General features: G+C 72.8%; 18 protein-coding genes. 16 read left to right on the top strand and 2 right to left on the bottom strand.

All coding sequences use genetic code 11. The features are described from left to right. Nucleotides 1-3: 3 nt before the first annotated feature. Entirely contained in the window at nucleotides 4-858 is an 855-nt protein-coding gene (locus tag G8D98_RS06900; RefSeq protein WP_166100866.1) for an LLM class flavin-dependent oxidoreductase, read from the bottom strand. 144 nt (nucleotides 859-1,002) lie between these two features. On the opposite strand from G8D98_RS06900, the gene G8D98_RS06895 reads away from it, so the two are divergent. The 6 genes from G8D98_RS06895 to G8D98_RS06870 all read left to right on the top strand — a co-directional run bounded on the left by G8D98_RS06895 (nucleotide 1,003) and on the right by G8D98_RS06870 (nucleotide 6,557). Continuing rightward, complete coding sequence (locus tag G8D98_RS06895; RefSeq protein WP_166100863.1) at nucleotides 1,003-1,935, top strand: PDDEXK family nuclease; 933 nt, start codon at nucleotides 1,003-1,005, stop codon at nucleotides 1,933-1,935. 296 nt (nucleotides 1,936-2,231) lie between these two features. Then, a complete protein-coding gene (gene rpmE / locus G8D98_RS06890) occupies nucleotides 2,232-2,447 on the top strand; it encodes a 50S ribosomal protein L31 (protein ID WP_166100861.1) in 216 nt (71 codons plus the stop codon). A 79-nt stretch (nucleotides 2,448-2,526) separates the two neighbouring features. Next, a complete protein-coding gene (prfA, locus tag G8D98_RS06885) occupies nucleotides 2,527-3,603 on the top strand; it encodes a peptide chain release factor 1 (protein WP_166100858.1) in 1,077 nt (358 codons plus the stop codon). Next, a complete protein-coding gene (gene prmC, locus G8D98_RS06880) occupies nucleotides 3,600-4,463 on the top strand; it encodes a peptide chain release factor N(5)-glutamine methyltransferase (RefSeq protein ID WP_166100855.1) in 864 nt (287 codons plus the stop codon). The genes prfA and prmC overlap by 4 nt, the downstream gene beginning before the upstream one ends. Nucleotides 4,464-4,570: 107 nt before the next feature. Beyond that, nucleotides 4,571-5,284, top strand: coding sequence for an L-threonylcarbamoyladenylate synthase (locus tag G8D98_RS06875; RefSeq protein ID WP_166100853.1), 714 nt, complete (start codon nucleotides 4,571-4,573; stop codon nucleotides 5,282-5,284). Continuing rightward, the gene (locus G8D98_RS06870; RefSeq protein WP_166100850.1) at nucleotides 5,277-6,557 is read left to right on the top strand and encodes a serine hydroxymethyltransferase; all 1,281 of its coding nucleotides are present in this window, start codon (nucleotides 5,277-5,279) and stop codon (nucleotides 6,555-6,557) included. The genes G8D98_RS06875 and G8D98_RS06870 overlap by 8 nt, the downstream gene beginning before the upstream one ends. A gap of 7 nt (nucleotides 6,558-6,564) precedes the next feature. Here the strand turns inward: G8D98_RS06870 and G8D98_RS06865 are convergent, their stop codons facing one another. After that, a complete protein-coding gene (locus tag G8D98_RS06865; protein WP_166100848.1) occupies nucleotides 6,565-7,860 on the bottom strand; it encodes a sugar transferase in 1,296 nt (431 codons plus the stop codon). A gap of 156 nt (nucleotides 7,861-8,016) precedes the next feature. Between G8D98_RS06865 and G8D98_RS06860 the strand changes: the two genes are divergently transcribed. From G8D98_RS06860 to G8D98_RS06815, 10 genes are all read left to right on the top strand, one after another. Continuing rightward, nucleotides 8,017-8,466 carry a hypothetical protein gene (locus G8D98_RS06860; protein WP_166100845.1) on the top strand — a complete coding sequence of 150 codons (450 nt, stop codon included), beginning with the start codon at nucleotides 8,017-8,019 and terminating at the stop codon, nucleotides 8,464-8,466. A gap of 115 nt (nucleotides 8,467-8,581) precedes the next feature. Beyond that, the gene (atpB, locus tag G8D98_RS06855) at nucleotides 8,582-9,412 is read left to right on the top strand and encodes a F0F1 ATP synthase subunit A (protein ID WP_166100842.1); all 831 of its coding nucleotides are present in this window, start codon (nucleotides 8,582-8,584) and stop codon (nucleotides 9,410-9,412) included. 81 nt (nucleotides 9,413-9,493) lie between these two features. After that, the gene (gene atpE / locus G8D98_RS06850; protein WP_030527793.1) at nucleotides 9,494-9,715 is read left to right on the top strand and encodes an ATP synthase F0 subunit C; all 222 of its coding nucleotides are present in this window, start codon (nucleotides 9,494-9,496) and stop codon (nucleotides 9,713-9,715) included. A 58-nt stretch (nucleotides 9,716-9,773) separates the two neighbouring features. Continuing rightward, on the top strand, nucleotides 9,774-10,364 hold the full coding sequence (locus G8D98_RS06845) for a F0F1 ATP synthase subunit B (RefSeq protein ID WP_166100840.1): 591 nt from the start codon (nucleotides 9,774-9,776) through the stop codon (nucleotides 10,362-10,364). Further along, nucleotides 10,364-11,179 (top strand): F0F1 ATP synthase subunit delta, encoded by an 816-nt coding sequence (locus G8D98_RS06840; protein WP_166100837.1) that lies wholly within the window; start codon nucleotides 10,364-10,366, stop codon nucleotides 11,177-11,179. Before G8D98_RS06845 ends, G8D98_RS06840 begins: the two co-directional genes overlap by 1 nt. Nucleotides 11,180-11,259: 80 nt before the next feature. Next, nucleotides 11,260-12,900 carry a F0F1 ATP synthase subunit alpha gene (atpA, locus tag G8D98_RS06835; RefSeq protein ID WP_166100835.1) on the top strand — a complete coding sequence of 547 codons (1,641 nt, stop codon included), beginning with the start codon at nucleotides 11,260-11,262 and terminating at the stop codon, nucleotides 12,898-12,900. Between the two features lie 40 nt (nucleotides 12,901-12,940). Beyond that, on the top strand, nucleotides 12,941-13,840 hold the full coding sequence (locus G8D98_RS06830; protein ID WP_166100833.1) for a F0F1 ATP synthase subunit gamma: 900 nt from the start codon (nucleotides 12,941-12,943) through the stop codon (nucleotides 13,838-13,840). Between the two features lie 20 nt (nucleotides 13,841-13,860). Further along, nucleotides 13,861-15,318: a F0F1 ATP synthase subunit beta gene (gene atpD, locus G8D98_RS06825; protein WP_166100831.1), complete on the top strand. Its 1,458-nt coding sequence runs from the start codon at nucleotides 13,861-13,863 to the stop codon at nucleotides 15,316-15,318. Next, nucleotides 15,318-15,584 carry a F0F1 ATP synthase subunit epsilon gene (locus G8D98_RS06820; RefSeq protein ID WP_166100827.1) on the top strand — a complete coding sequence of 89 codons (267 nt, stop codon included), beginning with the start codon at nucleotides 15,318-15,320 and terminating at the stop codon, nucleotides 15,582-15,584. Before atpD ends, G8D98_RS06820 begins: the two co-directional genes overlap by 1 nt. Before the next feature lie 23 nt (nucleotides 15,585-15,607). Further along, nucleotides 15,608-16,039, top strand: coding sequence for a DUF2550 family protein (locus G8D98_RS06815; protein WP_166100825.1), 432 nt, complete (start codon nucleotides 15,608-15,610; stop codon nucleotides 16,037-16,039). The last annotated feature ends 8 nt before the right edge of the window (nucleotides 16,040-16,047 follow it).

Raw genomic sequence — 16,047 nt, 5'->3', positions numbered from 1 at the left:
CGCTCAACGCACCGGGCCGAGCTCCAGCCTGCGGCGGAGCTCGGCCCGGCCCTCGTCGGAGTCGGGCAGGTCCCACCAGGACTCGACCCACCACGTCGCCCCGGCCTGGCGCCAGGGCTCGGTCGGGGGCCGGACGTCGGCGAACCCGCCGTGGCTGTCGCCCTCGACGACGACGTCGTAGCCCGCCATCGTCAGCCCGGCCTCGGCCCGCAGCCCGGCGACGTGCTCGACCACCGCACGCAGCGTCGCCGGCGTCAGGCGCGAACCGGGGCTCTCGACCGTCCCCCCGGCGACCGCCGGGAGCACCCCCTGCCACCGCGCGGCCCGCTCGAGCGAGCGCTGCCGCCGGGCACCGGGGACGAGCGCGCCGACGCACCACACCGGCGGGTGCGGCCGCTGGACGGGCGGCGGCGGCGCCAGCATCTCGACCGGCCGGGCGCTCCAGTGCTCACCGGCGAACTCGAACGGCTGGCCACCGAGCAGCCCCGCGTAGACCGCCAGCCCCTCGTCGACCTTGGCGGCCCGCACCGCGCGTCCCTCGTCCGGCTCGAACGCCAGCCAGTTCTCGTGCAGCGCCCCGAGGCCGACGCCGAGGGTCACCCGCCCGCCGGAGAGCCGGTCGACGGAGCCGACGCGGCTCGCGAGGTCCCAGGGCCGGTAGCGCGAGACCGGGGTGAGCAGCGTGCCGAGCCGGATGCGCTCGGTGGCGACCGCCGCGGCGGCCAGCGTGGCCCAGGCGTCCTGGGCCCAGACGGCCTCCCACGTGAGCACCATGTCCCAGCCGGCGTCCTCGGCGACGCCGGCGAGCTCGACGAACTCCCGCTCCGAGGCCCACGGCAGGACCGCTGCGTAGCGCATCCCGTGACGCTACCGCTGCGCGGGCGCGGGCGGCCGTCGTCGCGTCCTGCCGGGCGGGTGTCCTGCCGCGCGCTCGGCAGGAGACCGGCACCGGCTGTGGATGACGCGCCCGGCGTCCCGCCCGATCTCGGCAGGCTGGCCGGCATGGAGCAGCGCACCCGCCGGCTGACGCGCGGCGAACGGGCCGTCCGCGCGGGCGAGGTCGCCGCCCGGCACGGGGGCGTGGCCCACCGCGCCGACCTGCGGGCGGTCGGGGTCTCCCGGGCCGACGTGCGCTCCGAGCTCGCGGCGGGGCGCTGGAGCCGCCTCGGGCGGCACACGGTGCTCCTCGGCACGGGCGCACCCGGCCAGGAGGCGCGCTGGTGGCAGGCGGTCTGGGAGACCGGGGCCGGCGCGGTGCTCGACGGCGTCAGCGCGCTGCAGGCCGCCGGCCTCACCGGGTTCGCCGCGGGCCGCATCGACGTCGCCATCCGCACGAACAACCGGGTCCACCGGCCGCCCGGCGTGCGGGTGCGCCAGCGCCGCGACCTCGGCCCGGTCATGGGCGCCGGCATCCCGCGCACCCGTCCGGAGCAGGCCACCGTCCGCGGCGCGCTGTGGGCGGCCAGCGACCGGCAGGCGGCGCTCGTGGTCTGCCTGGCGGTGCAGCAGCGGCTCGTGCCCCCGGGCCGGCTCCTCGCCGCCGCGGGCGCTCACGGCCCGCACCGGCGTCGGCGGCTGGTCCAGCAGGTCGTGGCCGACGTCTGCGACGGCGCGCACTCCCTCGGGGAGCTCGACCTCGGCCGGTGGTGCCACCGGTACGGCATCCCGCCGCCGACCCGCCAGCGCGTGCGCATCGTCGCCGGCGGGCGCGTCTACCTCGACGCCGCCTGGGAGGACGCCGGGCTCGTCGTCGAGGTCGACGGTGGCCACCACGCGCTGGCGCTCGGGCCGGTCGACGACGCGCTGCGCCAGAACGAGCTCGCCCTCGGCAGCGACCTCGTCCTGCGGCTGCCGGTGCTCGGCCTGCGCCTGGAGCCCGAGCGCTTCATGGACCAGGTGCGGCGCGGCCACGAGCGCCGGACGAGGGCCGCCTGACAGGGCGCCCGTCCTGCGGGCCGCGCGACGGCAGCGCTGGTGTCCTGCCAGCCGCGCGTCCTCGTGCCCGCTCGGCAGGACACCGGAGCGATGTCGACGGGGCGGCGGCGGGAATGCCACCGGTGGCGGCTCCGTTTAGGTGACGGTGCGCCACCTCTGGCACACTTGACCGCTGGACCGGTTCACGGCAGTGACGCGTTTCCTGAGCGGCCTCCCACGAGGGTTGCAGTCGGGGCGCCAAGGGCTTGCAGCACGGTGCTGGGCCCGCCGACCCGGAGACATCCAAGGAGAGACTCGTGAAGAAGGACATCCACCCGAACTACGTGGAGACCACGGTCACCTGCACCTGTGGCAACACGTTCACCACGCGCAGCACCGCCGAGAACGGCGTCATCCACGCCGACGTGTGCTCCAACTGCCACCCGTTCTACACGGGCAAGCAGAAGATCCTCGACACCGGCGGCCGCGTGGCCCGGTTCGAGGCGCGGTACGGCAAGAAGGCCGCCAAGTAGCACCCGATGCGCCGGTCCGTCCACCATGGGCGGGCCGGCGCACCCGTGTCCCCGCCGCCCACCTGCCGAGGAGGACCAGGTGCTCGAGTCCGCCGAGGCGATCGTCGCCGAGCACGCCGCGCTCGAGCGCGAGCTGGCCGACCCCGCGGTCGTCTCGGACCCGGCCCGGCTGCGCGAGGTCAACCGGCACTACGCGTCCCTCGGCCCGACCGTCGCCGCGCACCACGCCTGGGTGAGCGCCCGCGGCGACCTCGAGGCCGCCCGCGAGCTCGCCGCCGAGGACCCGGCCTTCGCCGCGGAGCTGCCGGCCCTCGAGGCCGCCGAGCACGAGGCCGCCGAGCGGCTGCGTCACCTGCTGCTGCCGCGCGACCCCGACGACGACCGCGACGTCATCCTCGAGGTCAAGGCGGGGGAGGGCGGTGAGGAGTCGGCGCTCTTCGCCGGCGACCTGCTGCGGATGTACCTGCGCCACGCCGAGCGCCGCGGATGGCGCACCGAGATCCTCGACGCGACCGAGTCCGACCTCGGCGGCTACAAGGACGTGCGGGTCGCCGTGAAGTCCCGGGGGACCCCCGGGCCGGGCGAGGCACCGTGGGCCCGGCTGAAGTTCGAGGGCGGCGTGCACCGCGTGCAGCGCGTGCCCGTCACCGAGAGCCAGGGCCGCATCCACACCTCGGCGGCCGGCGTGTGGGTGATGCCCGAGGCCGACGAGGTCGAGGTCTCGATCGACCCCCACGACCTGCGTATCGACGTCTTCCGCTCCAGCGGCCCCGGCGGGCAGAGCGTCAACACGACCGACTCCGCCGTCCGGATCACCCACCTGCCGACCGGCCTCGTCGTCTCCTGCCAGAACGAGAAGTCCCAGCTGCAGAACCGGGAGGCGGCGATGCGCGTGCTCCGGGCCCGGCTGCACCAGCTGGCGACGCAGGAGCGCGAGGCCGCCGACGCCGACGCCCGGGCGAGCCAGGTGCGCACCGTCGACCGCTCCGAGCGCATCCGCACCTACAACTTCCCCGAGAACCGGGTCAGCGACCACCGCACCGGCTACAAGGCCTACAACCTCGACCACGTCCTCGACGGCGACCTCGACCCGGTCATCCAGTCGGCGGTCGACGCCGACGAGGCAGCCCGCCTCGCCGCCGTCGCGCAGCGATGACGACCCTCGACGTCGTGCTCGCCCGGGCCCGGCGCGAGCTGGCCGCCGCCGGCGTGCCCTCGCCCGAGGTCGACGCCCTCGAGCTCGCCGGCGTCGTCCTCGGCACCGACACCGGCGAGGTCCGGCGTCGTCAGGTGCTGTGCGCCCCGCTCGCCGACGCCGACGTCGCCCGCCTCGAGGAGCTCCTCGCGCAGCGGGCGCGGCGGGTCCCGCTGCAGCACCTCACCGGCCGGGCCCACTTCCGCGGGCTCGTCCTGTACGTCGGGCCGGGTGTCTTCGTGCCCCGCCCGGAGACCGAGGTCACCGCGGGGCTGGCCATCGAGGCCGCGCGCGCCCACCGCGGGTCCGCGGTCGTGGTCGACCTGGGCACCGGCTCGGGGGCGATCGCGCTGGCCGTGGCCGAGGAGGTCCCGGGCGCCCGGGTGCACGCCGTCGAGCTGAGCCCGCAGGCGCACGCCTGGGCCGAGCGCAACGTCGCCGAGCACGGTGGCGGCGTCGAGCTGCGCCTCGGTGACGCGACGACGGCCTTCGAGGACCTCGAGGGGGTGGCCGACGTCGTCGTCAGCAACCCCCCGTACATCCCCGACGGCGCGGTGCCCGTCGACCCCGAGGTGCGCGAGCACGACCCCGAGCTGGCGCTCTACGGCCGCTCGGCGGACGGGCTGGCCGTCCCCCTGGCCGTCGCGGCCCGGGCGGCGGTGCTCCTGGCACCCGGTGGGACCCTCGTCATGGAGCACGCCGACGAGCAGGGGGCGAGCCTGCCGGCCGCGCTGCGCCGCACCGGCGCCTGGGAGGACGTCGCCGACCACGCCGACCTCGCCGGGCGTCCTCGGGTCACCGTGGCGACCCGCCGCCGCTGAGGACCTGCGCCACCGGAGAGCCCCCTCGACGTGCCGCGTGCGCGACCGTGCCCGCCGCCGCGGTGGCGCCTGCGGCCCGCCCCGCCGGCCGCCCTACCCTGGTCCCCATGCCGGTCTTCGACTGCACCACCGAGGCGGGGCGCGCCGACGCCCTCCCCAAGGTCGCCGACGGGGTGCGCCGCGGCGCCCTCGTCGTCCTGCCGACCGACACCGTGTACGGCATCGGCGCCGACGCCTTCTCCCCGGAGGCCGTCCGCGCGCTCCTCGCGGCCAAGGGGCGCGGCGCCGACATGCCGCCGCCGGTGCTCGTCCCGGAGGCGCGCACCCTCGAGGGGCTCGCCGTCGACGTCCCGCGCTACGCCCGCGCGCTCGTCGAGGCGCTGTGGCCCGGGCCGCTGACCGTCGTGCTGCGCGCCCAGCCCTCGCTCGCCTGGGACCTCGGGGAGACCGGGGGCACCGTGGCGCTGCGCATGCCCGACGACGAGGTCGCCCTGGCCCTGCTGCGCGAGGTCGGGCCGATGGCGGTGAGCAGCGCCAACCGGCACGGGCACCCCGCGAGCCGGACGGTGGTCGAGGCCGCCACCCAGCTCGGCGCGAGCGTCGAGTTCTATCTAGACGGCGGCCCGAGCACCGGCGGGCTCGCCTCGACGATCGTCGACTGCACGCGCGAGGAGCCCATGGTCCTGCGCCTCGGCGCGCTCTCGCGGGAGCAGGTCATGGACGTCGTCGGGCGCTCGCGCGAGGACGCCCTAGAGTTGACGAGCGCCGAGACCGCGGCGCTGCCCCAGGACGAGCCACGGGAGAGCACCGACGATGGGTGAGACGTTCTACGGATCCGACTTCGACGCCCTCGAGGCGTTCGACCCCGAGATCGCCGCCGTCCTCACCGGCGAGCTCGACCGGCTCCGCGGCGGGTTGCAGCTCATCGCGAGCGAGAACCTCTCCAGCCCGGAGGTGCTCACCGCCCTCGGCTCGACGCTGTCGAACAAGTACGCCGAGGGCTACCCCGGGCGGCGCTACTACGGGGGCTGCGCCGAGGTCGACAAGGCCGAGACCCTCGCCATCGAGCGCTGCAAGGCCCTCTTCGGTGCCGACCACGCCAACGTCCAGCCGCACTCGGGGGCCAGCGCCAACCAGGCGGTCTACGGCGCCTTCCTCCAGCCGGGGGAGACCATCCTCGCGATGAGCCTTCCCCACGGCGGTCACCTCACCCACGGCACGAAGGTCTCCTTCAGCGGCAAGTGGTTCGACGCCGTCCACTACGGGGTCGACAAGGACACCGAGGACATCGACTACGACGAGGTCGAGCGGCTCGCCAAGGAGCACCGACCCAAGGTCATCCTCGCGGGCGGCTCGGCGGTGCCCCGGCTGATCGACTTCGCCCGCTTCCGGGCCATCGCCGACGAGGTCGGTGCCGTCTTCTGGGTCGACGCCGCGCACTTCATCGGCCTCGTGGCCGGCGGCGCCATCCCCAGCCCCGTCCCGTACGCCGACGTCGTCTCCTTCACGACCCACAAGGTGCTGCGCGGTCCGCGCTCGGGCGCCATCGTGTGCACCGAGGAGCACCGCGCCGCGATCGACAAGGCGGTCTTCCCGATGATGCAGGGCGGCCCGCAGATGCACACGATCGCGGCCAAGGCGGTCAACTTCAAGGAGTGCGCGACCCCCGAGTACGCCGAGTACACCCGGCGCGTGGTCGCCAACGCCCAGGTGCTCGCGGGGGCGCTCGGCGAGCACGGCATCCGGCCGACGACCGGTGGCACCGACACCCACCTGAGCCTGCACGACCTCCAGGGCGTGCTCGTCACCGGCGCCGACGCCGAGGCGCGGTGCGACGCCGCGGGCATCACCCTGAACAAGAACGCCATCCCGTTCGACCCGCAGAAGCCGAACATCGCCTCCGGCATCCGGGTCGGCACGCCGGCCGTGACGACCCAGGGGATGGGCGAGGACGAGATGCGCACCATCGCCCGGCTCATCTCCCGCGCGGTGACCGAGGGCGACGCCGACCCCGAGCACCCGGTCTCGCGCGAGGTGCGCGCCGAGGTGGGCGAGCTCGTCGCGGCCTTCCCGGCCTACCCCCGCCCCGCCTGAGCCCGCCCTACGAGCGGCGCCTCGAGCGCGGGGTGACGTCGCCGCGCAGGATCGTGCGGATGCTGCGCGCGAGGATCTCCATGTCGAGCATCGGCGACATGTGCTTGAGGTAGTAGAAGTCGTAGGACAGCTTCTGCATGGCGCCCGCCTCGTCACTCGTCGCGCCGAGGTTGACCTGGGCCCACCCGGTGATGCCGGGGCGCACGAGGGTGCGCTGGTCGTAGAACGGGATGACCTCCCGGTAGCGCTCGGCCGTGCTCACCCACTCCGGCCGGGGCCCGACGATGGCGAGCTCGCCGCGCAGGACGTTGATGACCTGGGGGACCTCGTCGAGGCGGTAGCGGCGCAGGAACGCGCCGAGCCGGGTGATCCGCGGGTCGTCGTCGCTCGCGAGGTCGGTGGCCGGGCGCTCCTCGGGGGTCATCGTGCGGAACTTGTGGATGCGCACCGGAGTGCCGGAGCGGCCGACCCGCGTCTGGGTGAAGAACACCGGGCGGCCGTCGACGACCAGGACGGCCAGGGCCGTGAGGAGCAGCACCGGCAGCCAGAGGACGGAGGTGAGCAGGGCCAGGGCGATGTCGGCGGCGGTCTTCAGGGGGATGAACGGCAGGATCCGGCGCAGCGAGGTCTCGATCTCCCAGCCCTCGGAGAGGTAGGACAACGGCACCTGGCCGGTGTGCTCCTCGTAGACCTGGGTGAACGCGCGCACGTCGCGCCCCGCGACCGAGACCGCGGAGATGAACCGGGTGACGTCCTGGGACCACGGCACCGACAGGTCGATGGCGATGAACGTGTCGAGCGGGGGAGCGGTGATCGGGCCGCTCTGGGAGGGGTCGACGACCCCGACGATCCGCAGGTGCGGCACCTTGCGCAGGCGCTCGACGAGGTCGCTCGCCGCGGTGACGATGACCGCGCGCTCCGACCACGGGCGGCGGCGCACCGCCCAGCGGCTCCACAGGACGAGGAAGACCCACAGGACCGCCGTGAAGAACAGCTGGCCACGGGAGAACCAGGGACGGAGGATGACGATGAGCGCGGCCTCGGTGAAGAAGACGAGCACCGCCATGACCATCGCGCGGTTGTAGCTGGGCCGCGGGGGAGCCGTCGCCGACATCGCCGCGCTCAGCGCGCTGCCGATGACCGTGGCCGCGAGCGTCGTGAGGAGGATCGGCCAGAGCACCCCGCCGGGCGTGATGGCGTTGGTCGTGAGGTCGCCGTAGCGCAGGTAGGTGGCGCCGACGAAGGCGAGGACGAGGAGCAGCAGGTCGTACACGGTGGTCCGCACGAGCGCCCGCATCTTCATGGTCGGTGAGTCTAGGGAGTGCGCCTGTCCGGGCGCGGGCTGCCTCGCCGTGGGGGCCCCGCGGACGCGATTGGGCCCGGCCGGGGCGCTTGTGATAACTTTCACAAGCCGTCACGGAGACCCTCCGCCACGACCACCCGAAGAGGCCGATCGCAGATGACCGACCGCCCCGAGCACGCCACCGCCGGCGCCCCGTTCGCGGTGATGCTCCGCGGGGCCCTGGTGCCCGCCAGCATCGCCGGCGCGCTCGCCGTGGTCGTCCTGGCGCTCGTGTGGGGCGGCGGCTCGCTCGCCGGCAGCCTGCTCGGGCTCGTGGTCTCGGTCGCGTTCTACGCCTCGGGGATGTTCCTGCTCAGCCGGCTCGTCCGCAGCGCCAGCCCGCACGCCTTCTTCGCCGTGGCGATGGCCGTCTACCTCGGCCAGGTGCTCGCCCTGCTCGTGTTCTTCATCCTCTTCCGGCGCGCCTCGTGGGTCGACGGCACCGCCCTCGCGGTCACCGCGCTCGTCGTGACGATCGCCTGGCAGGCCTTCGCCTGGCGGGCCCTGCGCACGGCCCGCTTCCCGGTCTACGACGAGCCCGCCGAGGCCCCGGAGCAGGGGCGATGACGCCCGCGGCGCCCGGCCGTCCCGCCGTCGCGACCACCCGTGAGGGTCGGGTAGCGTACGTCCAGTCCACCCGGGTACCGGTCACTGGTACCTGTGAGTTCCCCGAGGAGAAGGTGTGAGCCCGATCGTGGTCTCCGCTAGCTGGCTTCCCGCCGTCGCCCCCGCCGCCGAGGGCGAGGGGGGGTTCGAGACGCCCGGGGTCAAGGACTTCTGGTGGCCGCTGGTCGGCGGTGACAGCCCGTGGACCCTCACCCGGCCCGGGCTCGTGCTGCTCATCTCGGTCGGGCTGCTCGCGTGGTTCTACGTCTCCGCCACCCGCAAGCTCACCGTGGTGCCGAGCAAGAACCAGTTCCTCGTCGAGGGCTCGTACAACTTCGTGCGCAACACCATCGGGCGAGACATCATCGGCAGCAAGGACTTCCTCCAGTTCGTCCCGCTGCTCCTCACCCTCTTCACGCTCATCCTCGTGAACAACGTGTTCGGCATCGTGCCGTTCATCCAGTTCCCGACGATGAGCCGGGTCGGCATCCCGATCGTCCTGACGCTCATCGTCTACATCACCTACCACACGGTCGCGATCCGCCGGAAGCACGGCGTCCTGCCCTACTTCAAGAGCCTCATCCCCCCGGGCCTGCCGGGCTGGCTGAAGCCCATCCTCTTCGTCCTCGAGTTCCTCACGTACTTCGTGATCCGGCCGCTCACCCTCGCGCTGCGGCTCTTCGGCAACATGCTCGCCGGCCACCTCATGCTGCTCGTGTTCATCGTCGGCGGCGAGTACCTGCTGCTCCACGGGGGCAACCTGTTCCTCAACTTCTCGGGCGTCCTGTCTTTCGCGTTCTCCATCGCGATGACGTTCTTCGAGCTCCTCATCGAGTTCCTCCAGGCGTTCATCTTCACCCTGCTCGCCGCGCTCTACATCAGCGACGCGGTGAGCGAGCACCACTGACCCCCGGACCCGTCCGGTAGCACGACCCGAACGACCCCGACGCCGGGACCGGCCCGGCGCCACCGAAAGGAAGCACACGACATGTACGGCTCCATCGCCTACCTCGGCTACGGCCTCGCTGCGATCGGCCCCGGCATCGGTGTCGGCCTGATCTTCGCCGCCTACATCAACGGCGTCGCGCGTCAGCCCGAGGCCCGCGGCATGCTCCAGACCATCGCCTTCACCGGCATGGCGATCACGGAGGCGCTGGCCATCCTCGGTCTCGTCTTCGCCTTCGTCTTCCAGGGCACCAACCCCAACTGACGCCGGTCCACTCCGACCAGCATCTGCTCGACCTGAACCGACGAGATAAGGACGCGATGTGATCACCGCATCCGTAGTGGCCGCCGAGGGGGAGACCACCGGGTTCCCCTCCGGCTTCCCGCTGCTGCCCCACCCCGCCGAGATGATCATCGGGGTCATCGCCTTCGCCATCCTGTACTGGCTGTACAAGACGAAGGTCGTCCCGCGCCTCGAGGAGCTCTACGAGGAGCGCGCCGCGGCCATCGAGGGCGGCATGCAGCAGGCCGAGCAGGCCCAGGAGGAGGCCAAGGCCGCGCTGGAGCAGTACACCGCCCAGCTCGCCGAGGCCCGTGCCGAGGCCAACTCGATCCGGGAGTCCGCCCGTGAGCAGGGTGCCCAGATCGTCGCCGAGATGCGCGAGCAGGCCCAGGCCGAGGCTGCCCGGATCACCGAGTCCGCGAAGCGCCAGGTCGAGGCCGAGCGCCAGCAGGCGGTCGTCCAGCTGCGTCAGGAGGTCGGGACCCTCTCGACCGCCCTCGCGAGCAAGATCGTCGGGGAGTCCCTCGAGGACGAGGTGCGCCAGAAGGGCATCGTCGACCGCTTCCTCGAGGAGCTCGAGGCGGGCGAGGTCCGTCCCGAGAAGATCGCCCCCGCCGGGCAGGACGCCTGATGCGTGGCTCGTCCCGCGGTGCGGCCCGCGCGTCCCAGGAGGCCCTCGACACGGCCCTGGGCGGCAGCGTCGACGCCGCCGGGCTCGCCGAGGAGCTGTTCGCGGTGACCGGCGTGGTCGAGGGCAGCGCGTCGCTGCGGCGGGCACTGGCCGACCCCTCGCGTGAGGGTGAGGCCAAGGCCGGCCTGGCGCGCTCGCTCCTCGGCGGCAAGGTCGGGGAGGCCGCGGTCGAGCTCGTCGCGACCGTCGCCGGGCAGCGGTGGGCCGCCGAGCGCGACCTCGGCGACATGCTCGAGAGCCTCGCGGTCCAGGCGCTGCTCGCCGGCGCGGAGTCGGCCGGGCACATCGACCGGGTCGAGGACGAGCTGTTCCGCTTCGAGCGGATCGTCGCGGCCGACCCCGGCCTGCGCGACACCCTCTCCAGCCGCAACACCGACGGCGAGGGCAAGGCGTCCCTGGTGCACACCCTCCTCGAGGGCAAGGCCGCCGCGGAGACGGTGCGCCTGGCCGAGCAGGCCGTGCGGGTGCCTCGGGGCCGCCGGCTGGACCGGGTGCTGGAGACCTACCTCGAGCTCGCCGCGCGCCGCCGCGACGAGCTCACCGCCCTCGTCACCGCCGCCGTCCCGCTGAGCGAGCAGCAGCACCACCGGCTGCGGACCGCCCTCGAGGAGCACTACGGCAAGGCCGTGACGCTCCAGGTGGTGCTCGACCCCGGCGTCATCGGCGGCATCCGGGTGCAGGTCGGCGACGAGGTCGTCGACGGCACGGTGCTCCGGCGGCTCGACGAGGCCAGGCGGCACGTCACCGGCGGCTGACCCGCCCACCGACCACGACCACGAAGACCCCACACGACCTGCGGCCCCGACGGGGCCGGTGACCGAGGAGAAGATCAGACATGACGGAGCTCTCGATCCGTCCGGACGAGATCCGGGACGCGCTGGACAGCTACGTGCGCTCCTACGAGCCGGGGGCGGCCTCCCGGGAGGAGGTCGGCCGCGTCGTCGACGCCGGTGACGGCATCGCGCACGTCGAGGGCCTGCCCTCGGCGATGACCAACGAGCTGCTCCAGTTCGAGGACGGCACCCTGGGCCTCGCGCTCAACCTCGACGTCCACGAGATCGGCGTCGTCGTCCTCGGTGACTTCAGCAAGATCGAGGAGGGCCAGGAGGTCAAGCGCACCGGCGAGGTGCTCTCGGTCCCCGTCGGCGACGGCTTCCTCGGCCGCGTCGTCGACCCGCTCGGCACCCCGATCGACGGCCTCGGCGACATCGAGGCCGAGGGTCGGCGCGCCCTCGAGCTGCAGGCGCCCACCGTCGTCCAGCGCAAGTCGGTCCACGAGCCGCTGCAGACCGGGCTGAAGGCCGTCGACGCCATGACCCCGATCGGCCGTGGCCAGCGCCAGCTGATCATCGGCGACCGGCAGACCGGCAAGACCACGGTCGCGGTCGACACGATCATCAACCAGAAGGAGTTCTGGGAGACCGGCGACCCGGCCAAGCAGGTGCGCTGCATCTACGTCGGCATCGGCCAGAAGGGCTCGACGATCGCCTCGGTCAAGGGCACCCTCGAGGAGGCCGGCGCGATGGAGTACACGACCATCGTCGCCGCCCCCGCCTCGGACTCGGCCGGGTTCAAGTACCTCGCGCCGTACACCGGCTCGGCGATCGGCCAGCACTGGATGTACGAGGGCAAGCACGTCCTCATCGTCTTCGACGACCTGTCCAAGCAGGCCGAGGCCTACCGCGCCGTCTCCCTCCTCCTGCGCCGCCCGCCGGGCCGCGAGGCCTACCCCGGCGACGTCTTCTACCTGCACAGCCGCCTCCTCGAGCGCTGCGCGAAGCTCTCCGACGACCTCGGGGCGGGCTCGATGACCGGTCTGCCGATCATCGAGACCAAGGCCGGCGACGTCTCGGCGTTCATCCCGACCAACGTCATCTCGATCACCGACGGCCAGATCTACCTGCAGGCCGACCTGTTCAACGCCAACGTCCGCCCGGCCATCGACGTCGGCATCTCGGTCTCCCGCGTCGGCGGCGCGGCCCAGGTCAAGGCGATGAAGGACGTCTCCGGTCGCCTCAAGCTCGACCTGGCGCAGTACCGCGCGCTCGAGGCGTTCGCGATGTTCGCCTCCGACCTCGACCCGGCCTCGCGCGCCCAGCTGGCGCGCGGTGCCCGGCTCGTCGAGCTGCTCAAGCAGCCGCAGTCGGCGCCGTTCCCCGTCGAGGAGCAGGTCGTCTCGATCTGGCTCGGCACCACCGGCCAGCTCGACACCGTCGCGGTCGAGGACGTGCGCCGCTTCGAGGCCGACTTCCTCGACCACCTGCGGCGCACGCAGGCCGACCTGCTCGCCGGCATCCGCGAGTCCGGCAAGCTGCCCGACGAGACCCGCGAGGCGCTGGAGTCGGAGGTGGCGACCTTCAAGGACAAGCTCTTCGAGGGCTCGGGTGCCGAGAGCGTGCCGGTCGGCTCCGAGGAGGAGGACGGCGCCGAGGCGATGGACTCCGACCAGGAGCAGATCGTCAAGCAGAAGCGCTGAGGCGCGGTCCACCGAGCATCATCACGAAAGGCGGAAAGACATGGGAGCGCAGATCCGGGAGTACCGGCAGCGCATCCGGTCCGTCGGCGCGACGAAGAAGATCACCCGGGCCATGGAGCTCATGGCGGCCTCGCGGGTCGTCAAGGCCCAGCAGGCGGTCCGTGAGTCCACGCCGTACGCGCGGGCGCTGACCCGTGCGGTCTCCGCGGTCGCGACCTTCTCCTCCGAGGACCACCCGTTGACCACGGAGAAGGAGGACGTGCGCCGCGCCGCGGTCGTCATCATGACCTCCGACCGCGGGCTGGCCGGCGCGTACTCCTCCTCGGTCATCAAGGAGAGCGAGCGCCTCGTCGCGCGGCTGCGCGAGGAGGGCAAGGAGGTCGTGCCCTACCTCCTGGGCCGCAAGGTCATCGGGTTCTACCGCTTCCGCCGGCGCGAGTTCGCCGAGGAGTGGAGCGGCTTCTCCGAGAAGCCGACCTTCGAGATGGCCCGCGAGGTGGGGGAGCGGCTCGTCGCCGACTTCACGACCGCGACCGACGAGGGCGGTGTGGACGAGGTGCACGTCGTCTTCACCCGGTTCGTCACGATGGTCACCCAGGAGCCGGAGGTCATCCGCCTGCTGCCGCTCGAGGTCGTCGAGGGCGAGGAGAAGCCGGCGCCGGAGGACCTGCTGCCGCTGTACGACTTCGAGCCGGGGGCCGGCCAGGTGCTCGACGCCCTCCTGCCCAAGTACGTCAACGCGCGGCTGTTCAACTGCATGCTCCAGGCCGCGGCCTCCGAGCTGGCCGCCCGTCAGCGGGCGATGAAGTCGGCGACGGACAACGCCGAGGAGCTCATCAAGAAGTACACCCGGCTGGCCAACCAGGCCCGCCAGGCCGAGATCACCCAAGAGATCAGCGAAATCGTCGGTGGCGCCAGCGCGCTGGCCGAGAGCACGTGAGCGAGAGCGAGAGAGAGACCATGACTGCCACTGTCACCGAGAAGGACGAGGCCACCGCCGCCGGCGGCACCGGCCGGATCTCGCGCATCATCGGCCCGGTGGTCGACGTCGAGTTCCCCGTCGACGCGATGCCCGACCAGTACAACCTGCTGACGACCGAGGTCGAGCTCGGCGACGAGAAGCACACCCTCAACCTCGAGGTCGCCCAGCACATCGGCGACAACATGGTGCGGGCCATCTCCCTGCAGCCGACCGACGGCCTCGTGCGGGGCACCGCCGTCCAGGACACCGGCGGCCCGATCAGCGTGCCCGTCGGCGACGTCACGCTCGGCAAGGTCTTCAACACGACCGGCGTCTGCCTCAACCTCGAGGAGGGCCAGACCCTCGAGGTCGAGGAGCGCTGGGGCATCCACCGCCCCGCGCCGGCGTTCGACCAGCTGGAGTCCAAGACCCAGATGTTCGAGACGGGCATCAAGGTCATCGACCTGCTCACCCCGTACGTCCAGGGCGGCAAGATCGGCCTCTTCGGCGGCGCCGGGGTCGGCAAGACCGTCCTCATCCAGGAGATGATCGCCCGCGTGGCGCGCGACCACGGCGGTGTGTCGGTGTTCGCCGGCGTCGGCGAGCGCACCCGTGAGGGCAACGACCTCATGGTCGAGATGGAGGAGGCGGGCGTCCTCGGGCAGACCGCGCTCGTCTTCGGCCAGATGGACGAGCCGCCGGGCACCCGGCTGCGCGTCGCGCTGTCCGCGCTGACGATGGCGGAGTACTTCCGCGACGTGCAGAAGCAGGACGTGCTGCTGTTCATCGACAACATCTTCCGGTTCACCCAGGCCGGCTCGGAGGTCTCGACCCTCCTCGGCCGGATGCCCTCGGCGGTCGGCTACCAGCCGACGCTCGCCGACGAGATGGGCACCCTGCAGGAGCGGATCACCTCGACCCGTGGCCACTCGATCACCTCGATGCAGGCGATCTACGTGCCGGCGGACGACTACACCGACCCGGCCCCGGCGACGACCTTCGCCCACCTCGACGCGACGACCGAGCTCTCCCGTGAGATCGCCTCGCTCGGCATCTACCCGGCGGTGGACCCGCTCACCTCGACGAGCCGCATCCTCGACCGTCGGTACATCTCCACCGAGCACTACGACACCGCGGTGCGCGTCAAGCAGATCCTCCAGCGCAACAAGGAGCTGCAGGACATCATCGCCATCCTCGGCATCGACGAGCTCTCCGAGGAGGACAAGATCCTCGTCAACCGGGCCCGGCGCATCCAGCGGTTCCTCTCGCAGAACACCTACGTGGCCAAGCAGTTCACCGGCATCGAGGGCTCGACCGTCTCGCTCTCGGACACCATCGAGGCCTTCACGAAGATCTGCGACGGCGAGTACGACCACGTCGGCGAGCAGGCCTTCTTCATGTGCGGTGGGCTCGACGACGTCGAGCGCCAGTGGGCCGAGATCCAGAAGAACCTCTGATGGCCGCCCTCCAGGTCGAGCTCGTCGCCGCGGACCGCAAGGTCTGGGAGGGCGAGGCGAGCCAGGTGAGCGCGCGGTCCGTCGAGGGTGACCTCGGCGTCCTGCCCGGGCACCAGCCGATGCTCTGCGTCCTCGCCGAGGGCGAGGTGCGGATCAACTCCGGCGGGTGGCGGACCGCGACCGTCGACGGCGGCTTCATGTCCGTCGACCACGACCGGGTGACGATCGTCGCCGAGACGGTGGACGCCGCCGGCATGGGCTCCTGACGACCGGCGAGGACGGGCTGGCGATGAGCGCTGTGAACGCCTCCGAGCTCGTCCTCGTCCTCCTCGTCGTCCTCGTCGTCGGCGCGCTCACCTTCGTGTGGGCGCGCCGACGCATCATCTCCGGTGACGGCCGCCCGGTGATGCTCTGCGCTCGCCGGGACGAGCCGGAGGCGCGCTGGCGGCTCGGCCTCGCCCGGCTCGGCGCCGACCGGTTCGAGTGGTTCAGCATCGTCGGGCCCTCGGTGCGCCCCGAGGTCTCCTGGCTGCGCGGGCAGGTCGAGCTCGGGTCGCCGCGGCCGACACCCGACGTCATCCCCGGGCTCGCCGAGCCGGTCGCCGTGAGCGGCCGGGCGGGCGGGCGCACCTGCGAGTTCGCGTTCGTCCCCGCCGCGTACACGGCCGTCCGGGCGTGGCTGGAGTCCAGTCCCCCCGGGTACAACGTCAACGTCGCCTAGGGCCTCGC

Source organism: Phycicoccus endophyticus (assembly GCF_011326735.1).
GTDB lineage: Bacteria > Actinomycetota > Actinomycetes > Actinomycetales > Dermatophilaceae > Phycicoccus > Phycicoccus endophyticus.
Note: the sequence above shows the minus strand (reverse complement) of the source record. Positions and strands in the feature narration are given on the sequence as shown.